Consider the following 21,259-nt stretch of genomic DNA (forward strand, 5'->3'; position numbering starts at 1 on the left):
ATAAAGTGAAAAAAATAACATTAGCAGATAAAGCTGGTTTTTGCTTTGGAGTTAAAAGAGCAGTTGATACAGCCTTAAAATATAGAGAAGAATATGATAGACCAATATATACTTTAGGTCCCCTAATCCACAATAACGATGTGGTTGAATTCTTGAAATCAAAAGATATACATTCTATAGAGATAGATGAATTATATTCTTTAAAAGAAGGAGACGTTATAATAATAAGATCTCATGGAATATCTCCTAGAATAGTTGAAATATTAAAGAAAAAGAAATTAATAATAGCAGATGCTACATGCCCATATGTGGCACATATACAACAAAAAGTAGAAAAGTACTATAAATCAGGGTATAGCGTAGTTATAGTTGGAGACTATACTCATCCAGAAGTAATTGGGATAAATGGCTGCTGTGATGATAAAGCCATAGTATCAAAAGATGGTTCTAATATTACAGAACTTCCTTCAAAAGTGTGTGTAGTATCACAAACTACTGAAAAGCAAGAAAATTGGGAAAAAGTAATAAATATTATAGCAAAGCAATGCAAAGAATTTATCGCATTTAATACAATATGCAACGCTACTCAAATAAGACAAAGGGCTGCTCGTGAGTTATCAAGTCAAGTAGATACTATGATAATCATAGGTGGACGTCATAGTTCAAATACAGCAAAATTATATGAGATTTGCAAGGAAAATTGTAAAAATACTATACATGTAGAAAATTCAAGTGAAATATCTAATGAAGTAATTAAAAACAGTAAGAATATAGGTGTTACAGCAGGAGCTTCAACACCTGATTGGATTATAAAGGAGGCTATATTAAAAATGAGTGAAGGTAAAGAGTTAGAATTTAATGAGCAATTAGCTTTTATGGAGCAAAATGATGTTCAAATTGCTGTTGGAGATGTGATAGAAGGAAAAATCATTTCATTAAATGATAAAGAGGCATTTGTTAATATTGGTTATAAAAAAGATGGAATTATTCCTTTAAAAGAGGTTACAAGAGATGAGAATGTGAGCATTAAAGATATTTTTAATGTAGGAGATACAGTAAAAGCTAAGGTAGTAAGTCTTAGAAATGATGATGGATATGTAGTATTATCAATGATTGAAATTGAAAGGGAAAAAGCATATGAGGAATTAAAATATGCTTTTGAAAATAAAGAAGTTATAAAATTATTAATTAAAGAGGTAGTTAATGGAGGCGTTATAGGAAGATATAAAGGAATAAGAGTGTTTATTCCAGCTTCTCATATAGAACTTCATCATGTTGACGATTTAGAATCCTATATAGGAAAAGAATTAGATGTAAATATAATAGAATATAAGATTCAAAGAAGAGGAACTAAAATAGTTGCTTCTAGAAGAGAGATACTAATAAAACAACAGCTAGAAAGAGAAAATAAGACATGGGAAAAGCTTCATAAGGATCAAATTGTAGATGGAGAAATAAAGAGAATAACTAATTTTGGAGCTTTTGTAGATATAGATGGTATAGATGGTTTGCTACACGTTTCTGAAATTTCTTGGGGAAGGATTGATAAGCCAGGAGATGTGCTAAAAGTAGGTCAGAAAATAAAAGTATATATATTAGAAGCAGATAAAGAAAATAGAAAATTGTCTTTGAGCATAAAGAAACTAATACCTAACCCATGGAATGATATAGAAGAAAAGTATCCTATAGGTAATATGGTTTTAGGAAAAGTTGTTCGTTTTGCTGATTTTGGTGCTTTTATAGAATTAGAACCTGGTGTAGATGGATTAGTTCATATTTCTGAAATAAGCTACAAGAGGATCAATAAGCCACAAGATGTGTTAAAAATAGGAGAACAAGTTAAAGCTAAGATAATAAATGTAAATAAGGAAGAAAAGAAAATTAGCTTGAGCATAAAAGAAGCTGAATAAATATAAAAATAAGTCCAAAAGAAAACCTAAATATTTTCTTGTGGGCTTATTTTTGTAATATTTATTTGTCTATACATTGTATACTTTGATAATTTTTTCTAAAGAAGGTTGAACTAATGTATAAATTTTGTATGCTTAACAAAAATAATATTAATGATTTTAGACTCCTTAACAGATATAGGACTAATTTTAATAAACTTAATAAAGACTTTTTTCATGAATATCATAATTTAAATCAATTTCAACGAATATTAATCAAAAGACGAGTAAGGTTATTAAAAGACGACCATAGATATATAGGATACCTATGGACAGAAACTAAAGGAGACTCCAATTGTTTTATTAATTCTATGTATATAGCAGAGGATTCAGATGTTTTTAAATATTATAGATTATTACTAAATTCTATAAGAGCAAATTCTATTATATCTTACACTTGTGAGAAGAATGATATAAATTATGATATACTCATGAGATTAGGATTTAATAAAGTTAAAGCATTGTTTGAAATGAAGATAGTCTTAGACTCTATATTTCAAATCGAATCATTAAGCCATGTAAAATTTCATAAGGTTATTCGAGGAAGAGATGAAAAGTTAAGGTGTATTATACAAAATAATATATTTAATAGCGATAATAGAATTCCGTTAAAGGTTGAAGATATTTACTATGATGAAATGCAAGATTATTATTGTGAGGACGGAGCAATACTTATGAAGGTAAATAATATTTATATAGGATATGGACAAATTATTATGAAAGATAATTACCCTTATGTAGTAAATTTTGGAGTAATAGAAGATTATCGCAACAAAGGTTATGGAAAGATGCTACTAAAGTATATTTTAAATATATTATATAAAAAGGGGAAAAAGTTAGTTAAAATAAATGTAGATTCTGAAAATAAATTAGCTATTAAATTGTATGAAAGTGTGGGATTTATAAATGATAAAGAGAGATCTCAATGGATATTAAATAACAAAAAATAATCTTAAAACTAAAAAGAGATATCTCTTTTTAGTTTTAAGATTATTTCATTTCAAATAAATTTTCTTTGGGGATATAGCTAGATTTAAGATTTATTATGTTCTCAGATTGAAATTTAGTGAAGTAACTTCTATCATAAATGCAATTCATTTGAGAATTAAAGCTGCTTTCATTAAATTGCTTTTTTTCTTTTATATCATACATAAAATCCCTCCTCGACAGTATTATTTGCATAAATTAGCTTTTATATAATTATTTTTAAAATTTCAAAAAGAATATAAAAGTCTTTAAAAATAAACCTAAATTATATATAATTAATAGATGTATACTATTAAGTTGTAAACTAAAGCAAAGCTTATAGAAAGGAAAGGATTAATTACATGGCTAATTTAAATCAAAAATATTATATAGATACTTGGGGTTGCCAAATGAATGAAGAGGATTCTGAAAAGATATCAGGACTCTTAAAAGGAACAGGATATAAAAGAACAAATATAAAAGATGAAGCGGATATAATCATATTTAATACATGCTGTGTTAGAGAAAATGCAGAGCAAAAGGTATATGGACATTTAGGTTCTTTAAAAGCCTTAAAAAGAAAAAAGCCAAATCTTATAATAGTAGTTACTGGATGCATGATGCAGCAGAAAGGTATGCCAGACAAGGTTATGAAAAAATTCCCATACATAGATATTATTGCTGGTAGTTACAATTCTTATAAGCTTCCTGAATATATTGAGAGAGTAAAAACAGAAGGAAACTCTATTATTGAAGTGTGGAATAAGGAAAAAGGCATTGTTGAAGGATTGCCAGTGGATAGACTTAGTGCTGTCAAGGCTTTTGTAACAATTATGTATGGATGCAATAATTTTTGCTCTTATTGTATAGTTCCTTATGTAAGAGGAAGAGAAAGAAGCAGAAAACCTGAAAATATTATTGATGAAATAAAAGATTTAGTATCTAAAGGATATAAGGAAATCACCTTATTAGGCCAAAATGTAAATTCATATGGGAAAGGGCTAGAACCAGAAATTGATTTTGCAGAGCTTTTAAAAAGAGTTAATAAAGTAGAAGGACTTGAAAGAATAAGATTTATGACTTCTCATCCAAAAGATGTTTCAGATAAGTTAATAAGTGCTATGGCAGAATGTGAAAAAGTATGTGAACATGGTCATTTTGCACTACAATCTGGTTCAAGTAGAATTTTGGAAAAAATGAATAGAAAATATACAAGAGAGCAATATTTAGAATTAGTTAAGAAATTAAGGAAAGCTATGCCTGATATAGCTATTAGTACTGATATTATTGTTGGATTCCCGGGAGAAACAGAAGAAGATTTTGAAGATACATTAAGTATTGTTAAAGAGATAGAATTTGACTCTGTATTTACTTTTATATACTCTCAAAGAGAAGGGACTCCAGCAGCAACTCATGAAGAGCAAATTCCAGAAGATGTAAAACATGAAAGATTTAATAGATTAGTTAAGGTGGTTAATGATATTCTTGCTAAAAAGAATAAAGAATATGAAGGTAAAATTGTAGAAGTTTTAGTAGAAGGCCCTAGTAAGAATGATGAAACTAAACTTATGGGTCGAACAAGAACTAACAAACTTGTAAATTTTGAAGGTAACGACGATATTATTGGAACATTGGTTAAAGTTAAAATTACTAAGGCACAATCATTTTCATTAATAGGTGAAATAGTATAGAAGCTCTCTAAAAAGAGCTTTCTATACTATTTATGTTATTACAAGGAGGGAATATATATGGCTCTTACTCCGATGATGCAACAATATTTAGAGGTTAAACAAAAAAATAAAGACTGTATCTTATTTTTTAGGTTAGGAGACTTCTATGAAATGTTTTTTCAAGATGCAGAAATTGCAGCAAGGGAACTTGAATTAGTTTTAACAGGTAGGGATTGTGGTTTAGAAAAAAGAGCTCCTATGTGCGGCATACCATATCATGCGGCTAATTCGTATATAAGTCGACTTGTAAATAAGGGATATAAAGTAGCTATATGTGAACAATTAGAAAACCCTTCTGAAGCTAAAGGAATTGTAAAAAGGGATGTTATAAAAATAATAACTCCTGGTACATATTCTGATTCTGCATTTCTAGAAGAGACAAAGAATAATTATATTATGAGTTTATACGTAGAAAACGAATTAGTTTCTATGGCTTTTGCCGACATATCAACTGGGGATTTTGAATGCACATATAGCAATTATAATGTTTCTATAATTTTAGATGAAATATCAAAGTTTATGCCAAGTGAAATTATAATTGCAGATAGTGCGGAAGATAACTTAATAAATTCTATAAATGAACGTTTTCAACTTACACTAACTATAAAAACAAATGACTATTTTAAAACTAATTCCATAGAAAATTTAAAAAAACAATTTCCTGACTTTGACCCTAATAATTATGAAGATATTGTTATTAATGGGTGCAATGGCTTGTTAAGCTATATAATAGAAACTCAAAAAATAGCTTTACTTCATATAAATAATATAGAGTATTATAATTTAGTTGATTATCTAGTTATAGATATTAACTCTAGAAGAAATCTAGAACTTACTGAAACTTTAAGAGATAAGTCTAAAAAAGGCTCGCTGCTATGGGTTATTGATAAGACTGTTACTGCTATGGGTGCAAGGCTTCTTAGAAGATGGTTAGAACAACCTCTAGTTAATAAGGAGCAAATAGAACACAGATTAGATTCAGTAGGTGAGATAATGTCTAACCAGCATTTATACGATGAATTAAAAAATTATTTAAAGGATGTCTATGACATTGAAAGACTGGTAGGTAAGATTTCTTCTAAAAATGTAAATGCAAAAGAATTATTGTCTTTAAAAAATTCTATTCAAAAGTTGCCGTATATAAAAAGTATATTATCAAATAGTAAAAGTTTTATATTAAAAGGAATATATAATGATTTAGATTGTCTTGAAGATGTTTATGCTCTTTTAGATAGTGCTATATTAGAAAATCCAGCTTTATCCTTAAAGGAAGGCGGAATAATAAGAAATGGATATAATAAAACTATTGATGAATTAAGAGATGCAAAATCCCATGGCAAACAGTGGATAGCATCTCTTGAAGAACAAGAAAGAAACGCAACTGGAATTAAGTCTTTAAAAGTAGGATATAACAAGGTATTCGGTTATTATATAGAAATAACGAAATCCAATTTAAACTTAGTGCCAGAAAACAGATATATAAGAAAACAAACCTTAGCTAATTGCGAAAGATATATTACCCCAGAATTAAAGGAAGTAGAAGATAAAATATTAGGGGCTCAAGACAAATTAATTGAATTAGAATATAATGTATTTGTTGCAGTAAGAGAAACAATAGAAAAACATATTAATAGAATGAAAAAAAGTGCCAAAATGATCTCTGAAATAGATTGTTTGTGTTCTCTTGCCATAGTTGCACTTGAAAATAATTACTGTCGACCTGATATTTTAGAAAAAGGAGCTTTGTATATAGAAGAAGGCAGACATCCTGTAGTAGAAAAAATGATCCCTCATAATACTTTTGTAGCTAATGATACCTATATAGACAATGAGAACCAGCAATTAATGTTAATAACAGGCCCTAACATGGCTGGAAAATCTACATATATGCGACAAGTTGCTTTAATAAATATACTTGCTCAAATAGGAAGTTTTGTCCCAGCAAAAAAGGCTTCAATTGCTATTTGTGATAAAATATTTACGAGAATAGGAGCATCTGATGATTTAGCACGAGGTAAAAGTACGTTTATGGTTGAGATGTGGGAAGTTGCAAATATATTAAATAATGCTACAAGCAGAAGTCTTATCTTATTAGATGAAGTAGGACGTGGCACTAGTACTTATGATGGACTTAGTATAGCATGGTCAGTTATAGAGTATATTTGTACTAATAGTAGATTAAAAAGTAAAACGTTATTTGCAACTCATTATCATGAACTTATATCATTAGAAGGGAAAATTAGAGGAGTAAAAAATTACTCTATAGCAGTAAAAAAACTTAATAATGATATAGTTTTTCTTCGAAAAATTAGTGAGGGTGGAGCAGACGAATCCTATGGAATTGAAGTGGCAAAGCTTGCTGGTATTCCTGAAGAAGTTATTTCAAGAGCTAAATCCATATTATCCAATTTAGAAAGAAAAGAAAATAAAGAAAGCAATTATAGCGAAACAAATACAGAGAATTCAATATTAAAAGAAGTATGTGTTTCTAACTCTAAAGAGGGCAGCGTAAATAATATAAAAAACAATACAAAGCAAGTTGAATTCATAGATATAGAGAAAGATAATTTATTAAAAGAAATTTTATCTATAGACATTTTAAATATGACACCTATGGAAGGTTTCAATAAGTTATATCAAATAATTACCAAAGCAAAGTCCCTATTTTAATTAACAGGAGGTGACATATCTGAAGAGAATTAATGTGCTTGATAAGGATATTTCTAATAAAATAGCTGCAGGAGAAGTTGTAGAAAGACCGGCTTCAGTAGTAAAAGAATTGATTGAAAATAGTATTGATGCAGAAGCAAAAAATATAATCATAGAAGTTAATAATGATAATGATGACCAAAAGATAAAAATATCAGATGATGGAATCGGCATTCATTATGATGATATAGAAAAAGCTTTTCTTCCACATGGAACTAGTAAGATCTTAAAAATAGATGATTTATACTCTATTAATACATTCGGTTTTAGAGGTGAAGCTTTACCAAGTATTTCTGCAGTTTCTAAAGTAAACTTGAAAAGTAGAAGTAAATATAGTGAATCTGGAAGAGAAATTTATATATCTGGTGGAAATGTTGAATATATAAAAGATGTTGGATGTAGTATTGGAACTACTATTGAAGTATCTAATTTATTTTTTAATGTTCCTGCTAGGCAAAAGTTTTTAAAGAGTAAACAAAGAGAAACAAGTCTAATATCTAATATCGTAAATAGGTTAGCATTAGCAAACTATGATGTATCATTTAAATACTATATCAACGAGAAAAAGTCTCTTATAACATTTCCTTCGAAGGATGTTAAAGATACTATAAGATCAGTTTATGGCAAAAACATATATAATAATATAATTAGTTTTGAGAAACATTCAGATATTGCATCTATATATGGGTATATAGGTAATTCTGAAATAAGCAGAGGAAGTAGGAATAATCAAAGCATTTTTGTAAATAAAAGATATATAAAGAGCGCTTTAATTACTTCAGCCGTAGAAAGTGCATTTAAGTCTTTTTTGACAATCAATAAGTTTCCATTCTTTGTTTTGTTTTTAGAAATCTATCCTGAAATGGTGGATGTTAATGTTCATCCCGCCAAGGCAGAAATAAAATTTCAAGAAGAAAGATTGATATATAAGCTGGTATTTGAAGGAGTCCATGAAGCACTTGCTAAATTTATGAAAAACTCCTTTAAGATTAATGATAATCCTGTTTCAATAAGTAGTGAAGAGGATAATTCCATTGTGCAGCTTCCTATGGATTTGAAAGGAAAAGATATTTTTACATCCTATCCTTCAAAAAGGGAAGAGGTTGAACTTAATAATCTATTTTTTGAAAAATCAAATATTAGTAATGATGTAAAATATAAAAATATTTCTAAAGAAGACGATAAGGTATTAGAAGATAAATACAAGGTTATTGATAAATCTAAAAATAATAAAAGCCTTAAAATAGGTGAGCCGAAATTTCCATATTTAAATATAATAGGCCAATTTAATAACACATACATTTTAGCTCAAGAGTCTAATAATTTTTATATTATAGACCAACATGCTGCTCATGAAAAAATTTTATTTGAAAAATTTAAAAACCAAATTGAAAATAGAGAGGTTATATCACAGATTTTAATTACTCCCATAATTGTGGAACTAAGTAGTGATGATTATGTATACTATGCAGAAAACATGGAAATATTTAATAAAAGTGGATTCTTGATCGAAGATTTCGGAGATAACACAATAAGTATAAGAGAGGCTCCTATGCTTCTTGGGAAAGCAAGTGTAGAAGAATTCTTTTTAGAAATTTTAGATAATGTAAAAAATATGGGATCAGGAAAGGCTACAGAAGTAAATTATAATATAATCGCTTCTCTTGCATGTAAAGCTGCTATCAAAGCAAATCATCCATTGACAGGTAGAGAAATGAATGCGTTAATTGAAGAATTAAGATACATAAAAGAACCATTTAATTGTCCTCATGGTAGACCTACTATTGTGAGAATATCATTAACCGATATAGAAAAAAAGTTTAAAAGAATACAATAGAAAATAGCGGCATATTAATTGAAGGAGAGATTGAATGAACAAGGATTTATTTATTCTGGCAGGACCTACAGCTGTTGGAAAAACTGCAATTTCTATAGAGTTAGCTAAAAGGTTAAATGGAGAAATAATATCTGCAGATTCCATGCAAATTTATAAATATATGAATATAGGTTCAGCTAAAATTAAAGAAACTGAAAAACAAGGAATACAACATCATTTAATAGATTTTCTTGATCCTCAGCAAGAATTCAGTGTTGCAGAATTTAAAAAGAAAGCTACAGATGCTATAAATCGAATTTATGAAAAACGCAAGCTTCCTATGGTAGTTGGAGGAACTGGTTTTTATATTAATTCATTAATATTTAACTATGATTTCGCAAACACATATAAAGATGAAAACTATAGAGAATATTTGAAACTTCTTGCAGAAGAAAAAGGAAAAGAGTATGTTCATAATTTACTTAAAGAAGTCGATGAAGAATCTTATAAAAGGCTTTATCCTAATGATCTAAAAAGAGTAATCAGAGCATTAGAAGTTTATAAACTTACAGGAAAAACAATTTCTCAGTATAATATGGAGCAGGATATATACAATATTCCGTATAATGTACATTATTTTGTCTTAACTATGAATAGAAATAAGTTATATGAAAGAATTAATAAAAGAGTAGACATGATGATTGATGAAGGCCTAATAGAAGAGGTAAAGAATCTTAAAGATATGGGATGTGTTCCTAATATGCAATCAATGAAAGGAATAGGATATAAAGAGATTCTTTGTTATCTTGATGGTGAAATGACATTAGAAGAAAGCATAGAAGCCATAAAAAAGAACAGTAGAAACTATGCAAAAAGACAGTTGACTTGGTTTAGAAAAGATAAAAGAGCAATTTGGATAGATAAGGATAACTATCATAGTGATATGGAGATAGTTATGGATATAATTAAAAAATTTACTTCAAGTATAGCATAAATCTGAAAAATTCCTTTATTTTAATAAAATATTGTTGGAGGTAATATCAATGAGTAAGCCAATTAATAACTTACAGGATGTGTTTTTAAATAATGCTAGAAAAAATAAAATATCCGTTATTATATATTTAACTAACGGATTCCAACTTAAAGGCAATGTTAAAGGATTTGATAATTTTACGATAATTTTAGATAATGATGGTAAACAAATGATGGTATATAAACACGCGGTTTCTACAATAGCACCCGCAAAGCCAATATTATTCAATCAAGAAGATAATGTTTAAAATAGGCATATATTTGCCTATTTTTTTCATGTGTGCTAATATATTTATTGGCTACTAACTGTAGTTTATCATACTATAAAAGTGAGGGTTTACATATGATTAAACAGATGAAAGAGTTTTTAATTAGCAAGTATGGCATAAATAACAAAGTATTAGACTTATATGAACATGCTATAAATGATGTAAAAGTTGAATTTAATATTTTAGATGATATAAGAGAATTTAATCAAGCAAAAGTATTAAATGCATTACAGGAAGAGAGAATTAGCGAATCCCATTTTACTAATTCTAGCGGTTATGGATATGGAGACATAGGTAGAGATTCATTGGATAAGGTTTATGCAAGAGTTTTTAATTGTGAAAGTGCTCTTGTAAGGCCTCACTTTGTAAATGGAACTCATGCGTTAGGGACAGCCCTATTTGGCAATTTAAGACCTAATGATACAATGCTATCAGTTTGCGGTGATCCTTATGATACTCTTCATGGCATAATAGGAATAGATGGAAAAGATGGAATGGGTTCTTTAAAAGAATTTGGAGTAAAGTATAAGCAATTAAATTTAATCAATGAAGGCAAACCTGATTTTAAAAGTATAGAAGAAGCTTTATTATCAGATAAAAGTATAAAATTAGTTCATATTCAGAGATCAACAGGTTATGGATGGAGAAACGCTTTAACAATAGAAGATATACGAAAAATTATAAACTGTGTAAAACAAATTAGAAATGATATAATTTGCTTTGTGGATAATTGTTATGGTGAATTTATAGATACTTTAGAACCTACGGATGTTGGAGCTGATCTAATAGCTGGATCATTAATTAAAAATATAGGAGGCGGTATAGCTCCTACAGGTGGTTACATAGCTGGTAAAAAAGAATATGTAGAAAAAGCTTCATATAGATTAACAGTTCCTGGAATAGGAGGAGAGTGCGGATCTACTTTTGGTGTTGTACGTTCTATGTATCAGGGATTATTTTTTGCTCCTCATGTAACTATAGAAGCATTAAAAGGTGCTATATTTTGCTCAAGGTTAATGGAACTTGCAGGTTTTGATGTGCTTCCTAAATTTAATGATAAGCGAAGTGATATAATTCAAGCTATAAAGTTTAATGACAAAGAAAAGCTAATTCAATTCTGCAAAGGAATTCAAGCTGGTTCACCTGTAGATTCTTTTGTAGAATGTGAACCATGGGATATGCCAGGTTATACAGACCAAATTATAATGGCAGCAGGAGCTTTTATACAAGGCTCATCAATTGAACTATCAGCAGATGCACCAATTAGGGAACCTTATATAGCATATCTTCAAGGAGGACTTACCTTTGACCATGCTAAGATAGGTATTCTCATAGCTTTAAGCAGAATTATAGCGTAAAATAACTGCAAGTAGATAACATTTAATTATAGCGTATCTACTTGCAGTTATTTTAATATCTCCTAAATAGTCCGACTAATTTTCCAATAATCTTACAGTTTTCTACGATTATTGGAGACATTGATTTATTTTCAGGTTGGAGTCTGATAAAACTTTTTTCTTTAAAAAACCTTTTAAGTGTAGCTTCATTATCGATTAGAGCAACTACTATATCACCATTTTCTGCATAGTCAGTTTTTTCTATAATAGCTAAGTCTCCATCCAAAATTCCAGCTTCAATCATACTTTCTCCCGTAATAGAAAGCATAAATAATTCTTTGTTACTTGGCATAAAATTTAGGGAGATAGGAAAGGTATCTTCAATATTTTCTACGGCCAATATAGGTGTACCAGCAGGTACTTTTCCTATTATAGGTATGTTTACTATTTCTTTTTTTATCATGGGTTCTTTCAGTATTTCTATGGCTCTTGGCTTTGTAGAATCTCTTCTAATGAGACCTTTTTTTTCTAATCTTGCAAGATGACCATGTACAGTTGATGTTGAACTCAATCCTACACCTTTACATATTTCTCTAACTGAAGGAGGATAACCTTTCTCGAGTATTTGCTTTTTAATAAATTCATATATTTCAGTTTGCTTATCTTTTCTTATTTCATCCATTCAAAACACTCCTTATTTCATATTCTAAATTATAACATAAATTTTGGATAATATCAAACAAATGTTCTATTATTATTGATTGTGCTAAAATCATCTGATATAATACAATAGATAGGAGAGGTGATACAAATGTTTAAAACTTGTGTGTTTGAGTCTGGCAAAGTATGTAACAATTGTGGAGAGTGTAATATATGTGATTTAGATTCAAATAAATTGTGTAACAACTGCGGTAAGTGTTTACAACTAGAAGGGTATGACGTTAAAGCTATAAATATTGATGAAATAGTAGATGATATATCTGAAGTTGATGATGTAATAAATGAATATGATGCATGCGAGGAAGAAGAAATAGAAGATATAGATAGTTTAGCACTGTTAAATAAAGATTTAAAGGATTCTGATATTAGTGTAGAATACATAGATGACGTAGATGGTTTAAATGATTTATTAGATAATATAGATAATAATGATGGAGTAATAAAAGAGGTTTTTCCAGGATTAATAGTAGTAAATAAAAAAGCTAAAAAATAATAAAAACGAAAAAATTTCTTTTTAAGAAATATTCTTTAAAAAGAAACTTTTTCGTTTTTTATTCACTCTTCACTTAAAGGGTTCGAACTGACAGCTTGTCTTAAAGTCTCATCATCTACATGAGTATATATTTGAGTTGTAGATACATTTTCATGACCAAGTATCTTTTGAAGACTACGAATATCTACATTTCCGTATTTATACATGAGAGTGGCAGCAGTATGCCTTAATTTGTGAGGAGAATACTTTTGATAATCAAGACCCGCTTTGGAAATATACTTTTTAACTAACAATTCAACACTTCTTTTGTTTATTCTTCTATTATTTCTACTTATAAATAGAGCGTCTTTATCTTTTTCATCTAACTTATTATTTTTTGTTAAGCGAATGGGAAGATAAGTATGTAAAGCTTTTAAGCAAGCAGTATTCAAATATACAGTTCTTTCTTTGTTACCTTTACCTATAATAGTCAGAGTGTCTGTTTTTATTTTTGAAATATCTATACTACACAGTTCAGAAAGTCTTAACCCGCAATTAAGAAATAGGGTGATTATACAATAATCTCTTTCTTTATTTTCTCCATCTATACATGACAATAAAAGCTTGCTCTCATCTAAAGATAAGTATATAGGATTTCTTTTATTTATTTTTGGAGTTTCTAGCTCTAAGGCTGGATTCTCTTCAATTATTTTTGCCTTGCTATATAAGTATTTAAAAAAAGATTTTAAAGAAGCGACTTTGCGAGCACGAGCATAGTTACCATTATTTCTATAGTTTTCTGTAAAAGATATAAAGGCGTAAAGATCTGATAATTTAATTTTTTTTATTAATTTTTCGTCTATATCATCTATAGGGATTTCTTCAAAATCTATGTCATCTTTAATATAGCCTCTATAAAGCTTTACAAATCTAAAAAACATGGAGAGATCATATTTATATCCATTAATTGTGTTTTTAGATTTTCCTTTAATAGTGCTAAGATAGTTTAAAAATTCATTTAAACATTCTGGTAATGTTGGATCGAATACATTTGATAAATTATAATTCATTATGCCCTCCTTTTTTGCCCTCCTAACTTCGCTAAATGTATATTTAGCGAAGTTAATAAGGCAATCCTGAAATTAGATTTTACTATATTATACAATAAAACTAATACTACTTGTAATACTTACTAGTTTTAATTTAAAATCTATCTAAAGCATATGAAATATATCTAAAAAAATAATTTCAAAGTTAATTCAATTAGACCCTTTATAGTTATTTAATTTTTTAAAATTTAAAAATTAAATAAATCCATACATTTTATATATGGATTTATTTAGATAAAACTTACACATTTATTGTTACATTAATATCTATTTGATCTTTATATTTTTTAATAACTGGAGTTACTGTATTAGTTATAAATTCTTCAACTTGATTAGCAGCCCTTCCTATAAAATTTTCAGGAGTTATTATAGAACGTATTTCTTCTTCGCTCATATAAAAAGAATTATCATTTACTATTCTTTCTATTAAATCATTGTCAAGACCTTCTTCTTTAACCATTTTAGCTGCTTGCATAGATAGGATTCTTATTTTTTCATGAAGTTCTTGTCTATCCCCTCCTCTTTTTACGGCCTCCATTAATATATTTTCTGTAGCCATAAAAGGTAACTCTTTATTTATATGGGATTGAATTACTTTCTCATAAACAACCATGCCTTTTGATACATTAATATATAAATTTAAGACTCCATCTAATGCTAAAAAACATTCAGAAATAGCTAATCTTTTATTAGCCGAATCATCCAAAGTCCTCTCGAACCATTGTGTCGCTGCAGTTATGGCTGGATTTAAAGAATTTATAATTACAAATCTACTTAATGCACTAATTCTTTCAGATCTCATAGGATTCCTTTTATAAGCCATAGCAGATGAACCCACCTGTTTTTCTTCAAACGGTTCTTCCATTTCTTTCATACTCTGCAGAATTCTTAAATCGTTGCTAAACTTATAAGCACTTTGAGCTATTTCAGAAAGTGTATTTAATATAATTGAATCTACTTTTCTAGGATAAGTTTGACCTGTGACTCCATAAGTTGAGTCAAATCCCATTTTATGAGCTACTAGAGAATCAAGTTCCTTTACTAAAGATTCATTATTGTTAAATAATTTCATGAAACTTGCTTGAGTTCCAGTAGTCCCTTTAACACCTCTTAATTTTAATTTACTTATAACAAATTCTAGATTCTCTAGATCTAAAATTAAATCTTGTATCCAAAGCGTAGTTCTTTTACCTACAGTAGTTAACTGGGCTGGTTGTAGATGAGTAAAACCTAATGTAGGAAGACTCTTATACTTTATAGCAAAGTTGGCTAAGTTTTCTATTATCTTAATAATTTTATTTCGTATGAGCACAAGAGCTTCTCTCATAATTATTAAATCCGTATTATCTCCTACAAAGCAGCTTGTTGCTCCTAAATGTATTATACCTTTAGCATTAGGACATTGTAATCCATAAGCATACACATGACTCATTACATCATGTCTTATTTCTTTTTCTTTTTTTTCTGCATCCTCATAGTTTATATTTTCTATATTTGATTTCAACTCTTCTATTTGTTCCTGAGAAATATTTAAACCTAATTCTTTTTCGCTTTCAGCTAAAGCTACCCAAAGTTTTCTCCAGGTTTTATATTTCATATTATCGGAAAACAAGTAGGACATTTCAGGAGAAGCGTATCTACTGTTTAATGGAGAATTATAACTATCTCTTTTCATACAAAAAAACCTCCGCAACAAATATTATTAAAATCAACGAATGATTTATTCATATTATATCATATATTATATGTAAAATTAAATATATTTGTTCGTAATTTTGCAAGTATAATCAAGTATAATAAGGTTCTATTTTATTACCAAACCTAATATAATCTACTAATAAGTACATAATTTCATTTAACAGGAGGTACATATGTATGTATAAGTTAAGTTTAATAGACAAAATTTCCTTGCTTGTAATTATAATCGGTGCTATTAACTGGGGGCTTATAGGTTTATTTAACTTTAATCTTGTAAAGTTTATCTTTGGTGCTATACCTTTACTTCAACGAATAATCTATATAGTAATAGGGTTATCTGGAATTAATGCCCTATTATTTATTAAAAAAGTAAGTGTAGATAAAAATAAATAAAAGGCTAGTAGTAGCCTTTTATTTATTATTCAAGAGATTCAATTAGTTTTGCCATTTCTTCAGCAGCTAATGTTTCATCATCGCCAGATGCTGTAATTATGACTTTAGAATCTTTAGTAACTCCTAATGATAAAACTCCTATTAAGCTTTTTACATTAGCTTTTTTATCATTATATTCTAAATATATTTCTGATTTAAATGAAGATGCCTTTTTTACTAGTAAAGTAGCAGGGCGTGCATGTAAACCTGTTGAACTTTTAACTATTGCTTCTTTTTTTACCATAAATATCACCTCTATTTAAATTTTTAATTAATACTATTATATTATATCATTATATTAATATTTCTCAACTTTTAAATTAGAATTTTATATCTAAATTAGAAGTTTATATATAAAATTTTCAATTCTACTTAAGCCTATTTCAATTTCTTTCATAGAAATAGCATATGAAAGTCGTACATAGTTATCCAAACCAAAAGCTATTCCAGGAATAACAGCTACCTTTTCCTCAGATAATAAGCATTCTGCAAATTCCATAGAGTTACTAATTACTTTACCATTAATTTTTCTACCATAGTACTTGCATACATTGAGCATAATATAAAACGCTCCTTCAGCATTTATGCAGGATACATTATTAATTGAGTTAATTCTATTAATCATATAGTTTTTTCTTTTTTCAAATTCTTTCACCATATTATACAAGTCTTCTTGAGGACCAGTTAAAGCTTCTAACGCAGCATATTGAGCTATGGATGTAGGATTAGAAGTAGTATGACTTTGAATACTTGACATTAGCTTAATTATATGTTCATCCCCAGCTACATATCCTATTCTCCAACCTGTCATAGCATAAGATTTAGAAACACCATTAATTACAATAGTTCTTTTATAAGCATCTTCATTTAAACTTGAAATACTTATGTGAATATTATCTCCATATATCAATTTTTCATATATTTCATCAGATATTATTAATAAATCATGGCTTTTTGCAAAATCAGCTATAGCCGATAATTCTTCTTTGGAATAAACAGCTCCTGTAGGGTTATTAGGGCTATTTATTACAATACATTTAGTCTTACTACTTACCTTTTTTTCCAAAGCTTCAACTGTGCACTTAAAATTATCTTTTTCTTGACATTCCACAAAAATTGGGACTCCTCCAGAAAGCTTTACTAGTTCCGGATAACTTACCCAATATGGAATAGGGATAAGAACTTCGTCACCATAATTTAAAACTGCTTGAAATACATTTGATAAACATTGTTTTGCACCGGTAGAAACTATTACTTGATCAATTGTGTATAACAAGTTATTATCCTTTTTAAATTTTTCGATAATGGCCTGCTTTAATTCAATTATGCCAGAGGCAGGAGTGTATCTAGTTAAGCCTAGATCTATAGCTTTTTTAGCTGCTTCCTTAATATTTACTGGCGTATCAAAGTCAGGCTCTCCTGCTCCAAAACTGATTATATCAATTCCCTCTTTAGCCATTTGTTTTGCTTTAGCTGTTATAGCTAGTGTTAATGAGGGAGATATGTTTTTTGCTTTTTCTGATACTATCATTACAATATTTTCCTCCATCTTTTTACTATATGTAATATATATTATAACATAATTAGTTTATCTTAAATATTAAATAATAGATGATAAATAATAATTTATAAATTTAACCACAATAATATCCTTTAAAGATAAAGTTTATTATCTAGGTTGAACAATTAATTTTATAGCCGTTCTAGTTTCATCATCTATTTGTACGTCAGTAAATGCTGGAATACAAATTAGATCTATTCCACTTGGAGCAACAAAGCCACGTGCAATAGCAATAGCTTTAACTGCTTGATTCAATGCCCCTGCACCAATTGCTTGAATTTCTGCTGAACCAACTTCTCGTAATACGCCAGCTAGCGCGCCAGCCACAGAATTTGGATTAGATTTAGCTGATACTTTTAGTATTTCCATAATTAACCTCCCATAATGCGATCATTATTTTATAAATATATATTCAATATTTCTACAAAAAAGATAAAAACCCTTTATTTTGCTATTATAAAATTGCAAAATAAAGAGTTTTTTATTTTATAAATTTATCGTGCATAATCAATTGATCTAGTTTCTCTTATAATATTAACTTTAATTTGACCTGGATATTCCAATTCATTTTCTATTCTTTTAACAATATTTCTTGCCATTTCTATGCAACCATAATCATCAATTTCCTCTGGTTTAACCATAATCCTAATTTCTCTTCCTGCTTGTATAGCATAAGACTTTTCTACACCTTCATATGAATTAGCTATTTCTTCAAGTTTTTCTAATCTTTTAATGTACGCTTCTAAGGTTTCTCTTCTTGCTCCAGGCCTAGCTGCTGATATAGCATCTGCTGCCTGAACAAGTATAGCTTCAATCGAATCATACTCAACATCACCATGATGTGCTGCTATAGCATTTACAACGATATGTGATTCATGATATTTTTTAGCCATTTCTGCACCTATTAACGCGTGAGGACCTTCTACTTCATGATCAACTGCCTTTCCTATGTCGTGAAGTAAACCTGCTCGCTTAGCTAAGGTAGGATCTATGCCAAGTTCTGAAGCCATAAGTCCAGCCAAATAAGCAACCTCAATAGAATGCTTTAGGACATTTTGACCATAACTAGTACGATACTTTAATCTTCCTAATAGCTTAATTAACTCTTGATGAAGACCATGTATTCCTGTCTCAAAAGTAGCTTGTTCGCCTTCCTCTTTTATTTCATTTTCTACTTCTTTTTTAGCTTTCTCTACCATTTCTTCAATTCTTGCAGGATGAATTCTTCCATCAATTATGAGTTTCTCAAGTGCAATTCTAGCTACCTGCCTTCTAATTGGGTCGAATCCTGATAAAATTACAGCTTCAGGAGTATCATCGATTATAAGATCAACTCCAGTTAAAGTCTCTAAAGCCCTTATATTTCTTCCCTCTCTACCTATAATTCTACCTTTCATTTCATCGTTAGGCAAGGAAACCACATGTACAGTACTTTCAGCTACATGATCAGCAGCGCATCTTTGAATTGCCGTTGAAATTATTTCTTTTGCTTTTTTATCTGCTTCTTCTTTAGCTTTGCTTTCCATGTCTTTAATCATAACCGCTAAATCATGTTTGATTTCTTTTTTAGTTTCTTCCAGCAATAATTGACGAGCTTCTTCGGATGATAAATTAGAGAGTCTTTCAAGTTCTTCTCTTTGCGCTTCATATAGCTTATCTACACTAGATTCCTTTTCTGCAATTTCCTGCTGTTTCCTATTAAGAGCATCTTCTTTCTTTTCAATAGCGTCACTCTTCTTATCCAATAATTCTTCTCTTTGGATAATTCTTCTTTCCAATCTCTGAATTTCGTTACGTCTTTCCCTTGATTCCTTTTCAAAATCATTTCTTAGTTTATGCACTTCTTCTTTTGCTTCTAAAATTGCTTCTTTTTTTATTGATTCAGCTTCTTTTTCAGAATCTTCAATAATTCGTTTTGCTTTAATTTCAGCTTCTACAATTTTAGCTTGTGATATATTTTTTCTAACATATATTATCACAAATACAGAAATCAGCACTGCAATAACTATTAAAACGTATAATCCCAAAACAACACCTCCTGACTTTATCCAATTAGAATAAAAAATTAAGCGTCATCGAAGTTTAGAAAAGGTGTTATGTTTGTTTATATATAAATCATTTATACATGTTAAACCAGTATTTGTATTCATTTTATATTATTTTTAAATTCGTGTCAAGTTTGTAAAAAAAATGCCATAGGTTTCGCATCTAAATTACAGAGAAAATTTCACTTTTACTTGAATTGTTATTTCTTACACTTATAAGAAGGAATGCGAAACTCGCAGACCATTATGGCATAAAAATAGCATTTCTTTATAGTTAAACTATTATATAAAGAAATGCTACTTTTAGTAAAATAAATTTTATCAAATACTATTTAGTCGAACCTTTATTCTCAGTATCAACATTTTCAGGAACAACATTATTCATTCTTTGTGGTAATCCCTGCTTATTTCTTATTTGATTTTCTATTTCAAATAAAATATTAACATTTTCTCTCAAAAACTGTTTAGCATTTTCCCTTCCTTGACCTAATCTTATATCCTTGTAAGAAAACCATGCTCCACTTTTTTCAACTATCCCATTATCTACCCCTACATCAAGTACATTACCTTCATATGATATCCCACTACCATACATTATATCAAATTCTGCTTGCTTAAAAGGAGGAGCCACTTTATTCTTTACTACCTTTACTCTGGTTCTGCTGCCTAAAAATTCATCTCCTTGCTTAATTGTATCTATTTTTCTAACATCTAGCCTTACAGATGCATAAAATTTTAATGCTCTACCTCCTGGTGTAGTTTCTGGGTTTCCAAACATCACTCCAACTTTTTCTCTTAATTGATTTATAAAGATCGTAGCACACTTTGACTTATTTATAGAACCAGTTAGCTTTCTAAGGGCTTGAGACATAAGTCTTGCTTGAAGCCCAACATGTGAGTCTCCCATTTCTCCTTCTATTTCTGCTTTTGGAACTAAAGCTGCAACAGAGTCTACTACAATTACATCTATAGCTCCAGATCTCACTAAAGCTTCGCATATTTCTAAAGCCTGTTCTCCCGTATCTGGTTGAGATACTATTAAATTATCTATATCTACTCCTAATGCTTTTGCATATATTGGATCTAGTGCATGTTCCGCATCTATAAATGCTGCAGTTCCACCAGCTTTTTGAGCTTCAGCTATAATATGTAAAGCTACAGTAGTCTTACCAGAAGATTCAGGTCCATATATTTCGATTATTCTGCCTCTTGGTACTCCTCCTATTCCCAAAGCTATATCTAAAGACAAACTTCCAGTAGATATTGCCTCTATATTAAGAACATGATCTTCACCAAGCTTCATTACTGAACCTTTTCCGAATTGCTTTTCAATTTGACTTATAGCGGCTTGTAAAGCCTTCATTTTTTCATTATTCATATTATTCATCCCCTACCAGGGTCACACTCCTTTCAA

General features: G+C 29.2%; 19 protein-coding genes. 10 read left to right on the top strand and 9 right to left on the bottom strand.

The annotated features are described in order from the left end of the window. The first annotated feature begins 5 nt into the window (after positions 1-5). Positions 6-1,910: a bifunctional 4-hydroxy-3-methylbut-2-enyl diphosphate reductase/30S ribosomal protein S1 gene (locus ACFWTK_RS02095; protein ID WP_415874487.1), complete on the top strand. Its 1,905-nt coding sequence runs from the start codon at positions 6-8 to the stop codon at positions 1,908-1,910. Positions 1,911-2,026: 116 nt separating this feature from the next. Then, on the top strand, positions 2,027-2,899 hold the full coding sequence (locus tag ACFWTK_RS02100; protein WP_415874489.1) for a GNAT family N-acetyltransferase: 873 nt from the start codon (positions 2,027-2,029) through the stop codon (positions 2,897-2,899). 40 nt (positions 2,900-2,939) lie between these two features. On the opposite strand, the gene ACFWTK_RS02105 is transcribed toward ACFWTK_RS02100, so the two are convergent. Continuing rightward, positions 2,940-3,101: a hypothetical protein gene (locus ACFWTK_RS02105; RefSeq protein ID WP_415874490.1), complete on the bottom strand. Its 162-nt coding sequence runs from the start codon at positions 3,099-3,101 to the stop codon at positions 2,940-2,942. Positions 3,102-3,277: 176 nt separating this feature from the next. On the opposite strand from ACFWTK_RS02105, the gene miaB reads away from it, so the two are divergent. The 6 genes from miaB to ACFWTK_RS02135 all read left to right on the top strand — a co-directional run bounded on the left by miaB (position 3,278) and on the right by ACFWTK_RS02135 (position 11,829). Continuing rightward, positions 3,278-4,606 carry a tRNA (N6-isopentenyl adenosine(37)-C2)-methylthiotransferase MiaB gene (gene miaB, locus ACFWTK_RS02110; protein WP_415874491.1) on the top strand — a complete coding sequence of 443 codons (1,329 nt, stop codon included), beginning with the start codon at positions 3,278-3,280 and terminating at the stop codon, positions 4,604-4,606. A gap of 57 nt (positions 4,607-4,663) precedes the next feature. Next, the gene (mutS, locus tag ACFWTK_RS02115; protein WP_415874492.1) at positions 4,664-7,315 is read left to right on the top strand and encodes a DNA mismatch repair protein MutS; all 2,652 of its coding nucleotides are present in this window, start codon (positions 4,664-4,666) and stop codon (positions 7,313-7,315) included. A 19-nt stretch (positions 7,316-7,334) separates the two neighbouring features. Then, positions 7,335-9,191: a DNA mismatch repair endonuclease MutL gene (gene mutL, locus ACFWTK_RS02120; protein ID WP_415874680.1), complete on the top strand. Its 1,857-nt coding sequence runs from the start codon at positions 7,335-7,337 to the stop codon at positions 9,189-9,191. Positions 9,192-9,225: 34 nt separating this feature from the next. After that, the gene (gene miaA / locus ACFWTK_RS02125; protein ID WP_415874493.1) at positions 9,226-10,164 is read left to right on the top strand and encodes a tRNA (adenosine(37)-N6)-dimethylallyltransferase MiaA; all 939 of its coding nucleotides are present in this window, start codon (positions 9,226-9,228) and stop codon (positions 10,162-10,164) included. Between the two features lie 49 nt (positions 10,165-10,213). Continuing rightward, positions 10,214-10,450, top strand: a complete 237-nt coding sequence (hfq, locus tag ACFWTK_RS02130) for an RNA chaperone Hfq (protein WP_415874494.1) — start codon at positions 10,214-10,216, stop codon at positions 10,448-10,450. 95 nt (positions 10,451-10,545) lie between these two features. Next, positions 10,546-11,829 carry an aminotransferase class I/II-fold pyridoxal phosphate-dependent enzyme gene (locus tag ACFWTK_RS02135; protein WP_415874495.1) on the top strand — a complete coding sequence of 428 codons (1,284 nt, stop codon included), beginning with the start codon at positions 10,546-10,548 and terminating at the stop codon, positions 11,827-11,829. Positions 11,830-11,881: 52 nt separating this feature from the next. On the opposite strand, the gene lexA is transcribed toward ACFWTK_RS02135, so the two are convergent. Further along, positions 11,882-12,490 (bottom strand): transcriptional repressor LexA, encoded by a 609-nt coding sequence (gene lexA / locus ACFWTK_RS02140; protein ID WP_415874497.1) that lies wholly within the window; start codon positions 12,488-12,490, stop codon positions 11,882-11,884. 129 nt (positions 12,491-12,619) lie between these two features. On the opposite strand from lexA, the gene ACFWTK_RS02145 reads away from it, so the two are divergent. Further along, positions 12,620-13,021 carry a hypothetical protein gene (locus ACFWTK_RS02145; protein WP_415874498.1) on the top strand — a complete coding sequence of 134 codons (402 nt, stop codon included), beginning with the start codon at positions 12,620-12,622 and terminating at the stop codon, positions 13,019-13,021. 62 nt (positions 13,022-13,083) lie between these two features. Here the strand turns inward: ACFWTK_RS02145 and ACFWTK_RS02150 are convergent, their stop codons facing one another. Together ACFWTK_RS02150 and purB are read right to left on the bottom strand one after the other, a co-directional pair. Then, positions 13,084-14,070, bottom strand: coding sequence for a tyrosine recombinase XerC (locus tag ACFWTK_RS02150; protein WP_415874499.1), 987 nt, complete (start codon positions 14,068-14,070; stop codon positions 13,084-13,086). A gap of 280 nt (positions 14,071-14,350) precedes the next feature. Then, a complete protein-coding gene (gene purB / locus ACFWTK_RS02155; RefSeq protein ID WP_415874500.1) occupies positions 14,351-15,784 on the bottom strand; it encodes an adenylosuccinate lyase in 1,434 nt (477 codons plus the stop codon). A gap of 200 nt (positions 15,785-15,984) precedes the next feature. On the opposite strand from purB, the gene ACFWTK_RS02160 reads away from it, so the two are divergent. Then, entirely contained in the window at positions 15,985-16,200 is a 216-nt protein-coding gene (locus tag ACFWTK_RS02160) for a DUF378 domain-containing protein (RefSeq protein ID WP_415874501.1), read from the top strand. Positions 16,201-16,225: 25 nt separating this feature from the next. Here the strand turns inward: ACFWTK_RS02160 and ACFWTK_RS02165 are convergent, their stop codons facing one another. The 5 genes from ACFWTK_RS02165 to recA all read right to left on the bottom strand — a co-directional run bounded on the left by ACFWTK_RS02165 (position 16,226) and on the right by recA (position 21,223). Then, positions 16,226-16,483 carry an HPr family phosphocarrier protein gene (locus tag ACFWTK_RS02165; protein ID WP_415874502.1) on the bottom strand — a complete coding sequence of 86 codons (258 nt, stop codon included), beginning with the start codon at positions 16,481-16,483 and terminating at the stop codon, positions 16,226-16,228. A gap of 90 nt (positions 16,484-16,573) precedes the next feature. Continuing rightward, positions 16,574-17,770 (bottom strand): pyridoxal phosphate-dependent aminotransferase, encoded by a 1,197-nt coding sequence (locus tag ACFWTK_RS02170; RefSeq protein WP_415874503.1) that lies wholly within the window; start codon positions 17,768-17,770, stop codon positions 16,574-16,576. A 138-nt stretch (positions 17,771-17,908) separates the two neighbouring features. Continuing rightward, entirely contained in the window at positions 17,909-18,169 is a 261-nt protein-coding gene (locus tag ACFWTK_RS02175; protein ID WP_415874504.1) for a stage V sporulation protein S, read from the bottom strand. Between the two features lie 125 nt (positions 18,170-18,294). Next, on the bottom strand, positions 18,295-19,809 hold the full coding sequence (gene rny / locus ACFWTK_RS02180; protein ID WP_415874681.1) for a ribonuclease Y: 1,515 nt from the start codon (positions 19,807-19,809) through the stop codon (positions 18,295-18,297). 364 nt (positions 19,810-20,173) lie between these two features. After that, positions 20,174-21,223 (bottom strand): recombinase RecA, encoded by a 1,050-nt coding sequence (recA, locus tag ACFWTK_RS02185; RefSeq protein WP_415874505.1) that lies wholly within the window; start codon positions 21,221-21,223, stop codon positions 20,174-20,176. Positions 21,224-21,259 lie beyond the last annotated feature (36 nt).

Source organism: Clostridium sp. (genome assembly GCF_047777555.1).
Lineage (GTDB): Bacteria > Bacillota > Clostridia > Clostridiales > Clostridiaceae > Clostridium_H.

Coding starts and splice junctions, on each gene's coding strand:
- ACFWTK_RS02150 (WP_415874499.1), bottom strand. CDS start 14,070: ATGAATTATAATTTATCAAATGTATTCGATCCAACATTACCAGAATGT.
- ACFWTK_RS02100 (WP_415874489.1), top strand. CDS start 2,027: ATGTATAAATTTTGTATGCTTAACAAAAATAATATTAATGATTTTAGA.
- ACFWTK_RS02105 (WP_415874490.1), bottom strand. CDS start 3,101: ATGTATGATATAAAAGAAAAAAAGCAATTTAATGAAAGCAGCTTTAAT.
- ACFWTK_RS02135 (WP_415874495.1), top strand. CDS start 10,546: ATGATTAAACAGATGAAAGAGTTTTTAATTAGCAAGTATGGCATAAAT.
- miaA (WP_415874493.1), top strand. CDS start 9,226: ATGAACAAGGATTTATTTATTCTGGCAGGACCTACAGCTGTTGGAAAA.
- ACFWTK_RS02145 (WP_415874498.1), top strand. CDS start 12,620: ATGTTTAAAACTTGTGTGTTTGAGTCTGGCAAAGTATGTAACAATTGT.
- ACFWTK_RS02175 (WP_415874504.1), bottom strand. CDS start 18,169: ATGGAAATACTAAAAGTATCAGCTAAATCTAATCCAAATTCTGTGGCT.
- hfq (WP_415874494.1), top strand. CDS start 10,214: ATGAGTAAGCCAATTAATAACTTACAGGATGTGTTTTTAAATAATGCT.
- recA (WP_415874505.1), bottom strand. CDS start 21,223: ATGAATAATGAAAAAATGAAGGCTTTACAAGCCGCTATAAGTCAAATT.
- purB (WP_415874500.1), bottom strand. CDS start 15,784: ATGAAAAGAGATAGTTATAATTCTCCATTAAACAGTAGATACGCTTCT.
- ACFWTK_RS02165 (WP_415874502.1), bottom strand. CDS start 16,483: ATGGTAAAAAAAGAAGCAATAGTTAAAAGTTCAACAGGTTTACATGCA.
- ACFWTK_RS02160 (WP_415874501.1), top strand. CDS start 15,985: ATGTATAAGTTAAGTTTAATAGACAAAATTTCCTTGCTTGTAATTATA.
- ACFWTK_RS02170 (WP_415874503.1), bottom strand. CDS start 17,770: ATGATAGTATCAGAAAAAGCAAAAAACATATCTCCCTCATTAACACTA.
- lexA (WP_415874497.1), bottom strand. CDS start 12,490: ATGGATGAAATAAGAAAAGATAAGCAAACTGAAATATATGAATTTATT.
- mutS (WP_415874492.1), top strand. CDS start 4,664: ATGGCTCTTACTCCGATGATGCAACAATATTTAGAGGTTAAACAAAAA.
- miaB (WP_415874491.1), top strand. CDS start 3,278: ATGGCTAATTTAAATCAAAAATATTATATAGATACTTGGGGTTGCCAA.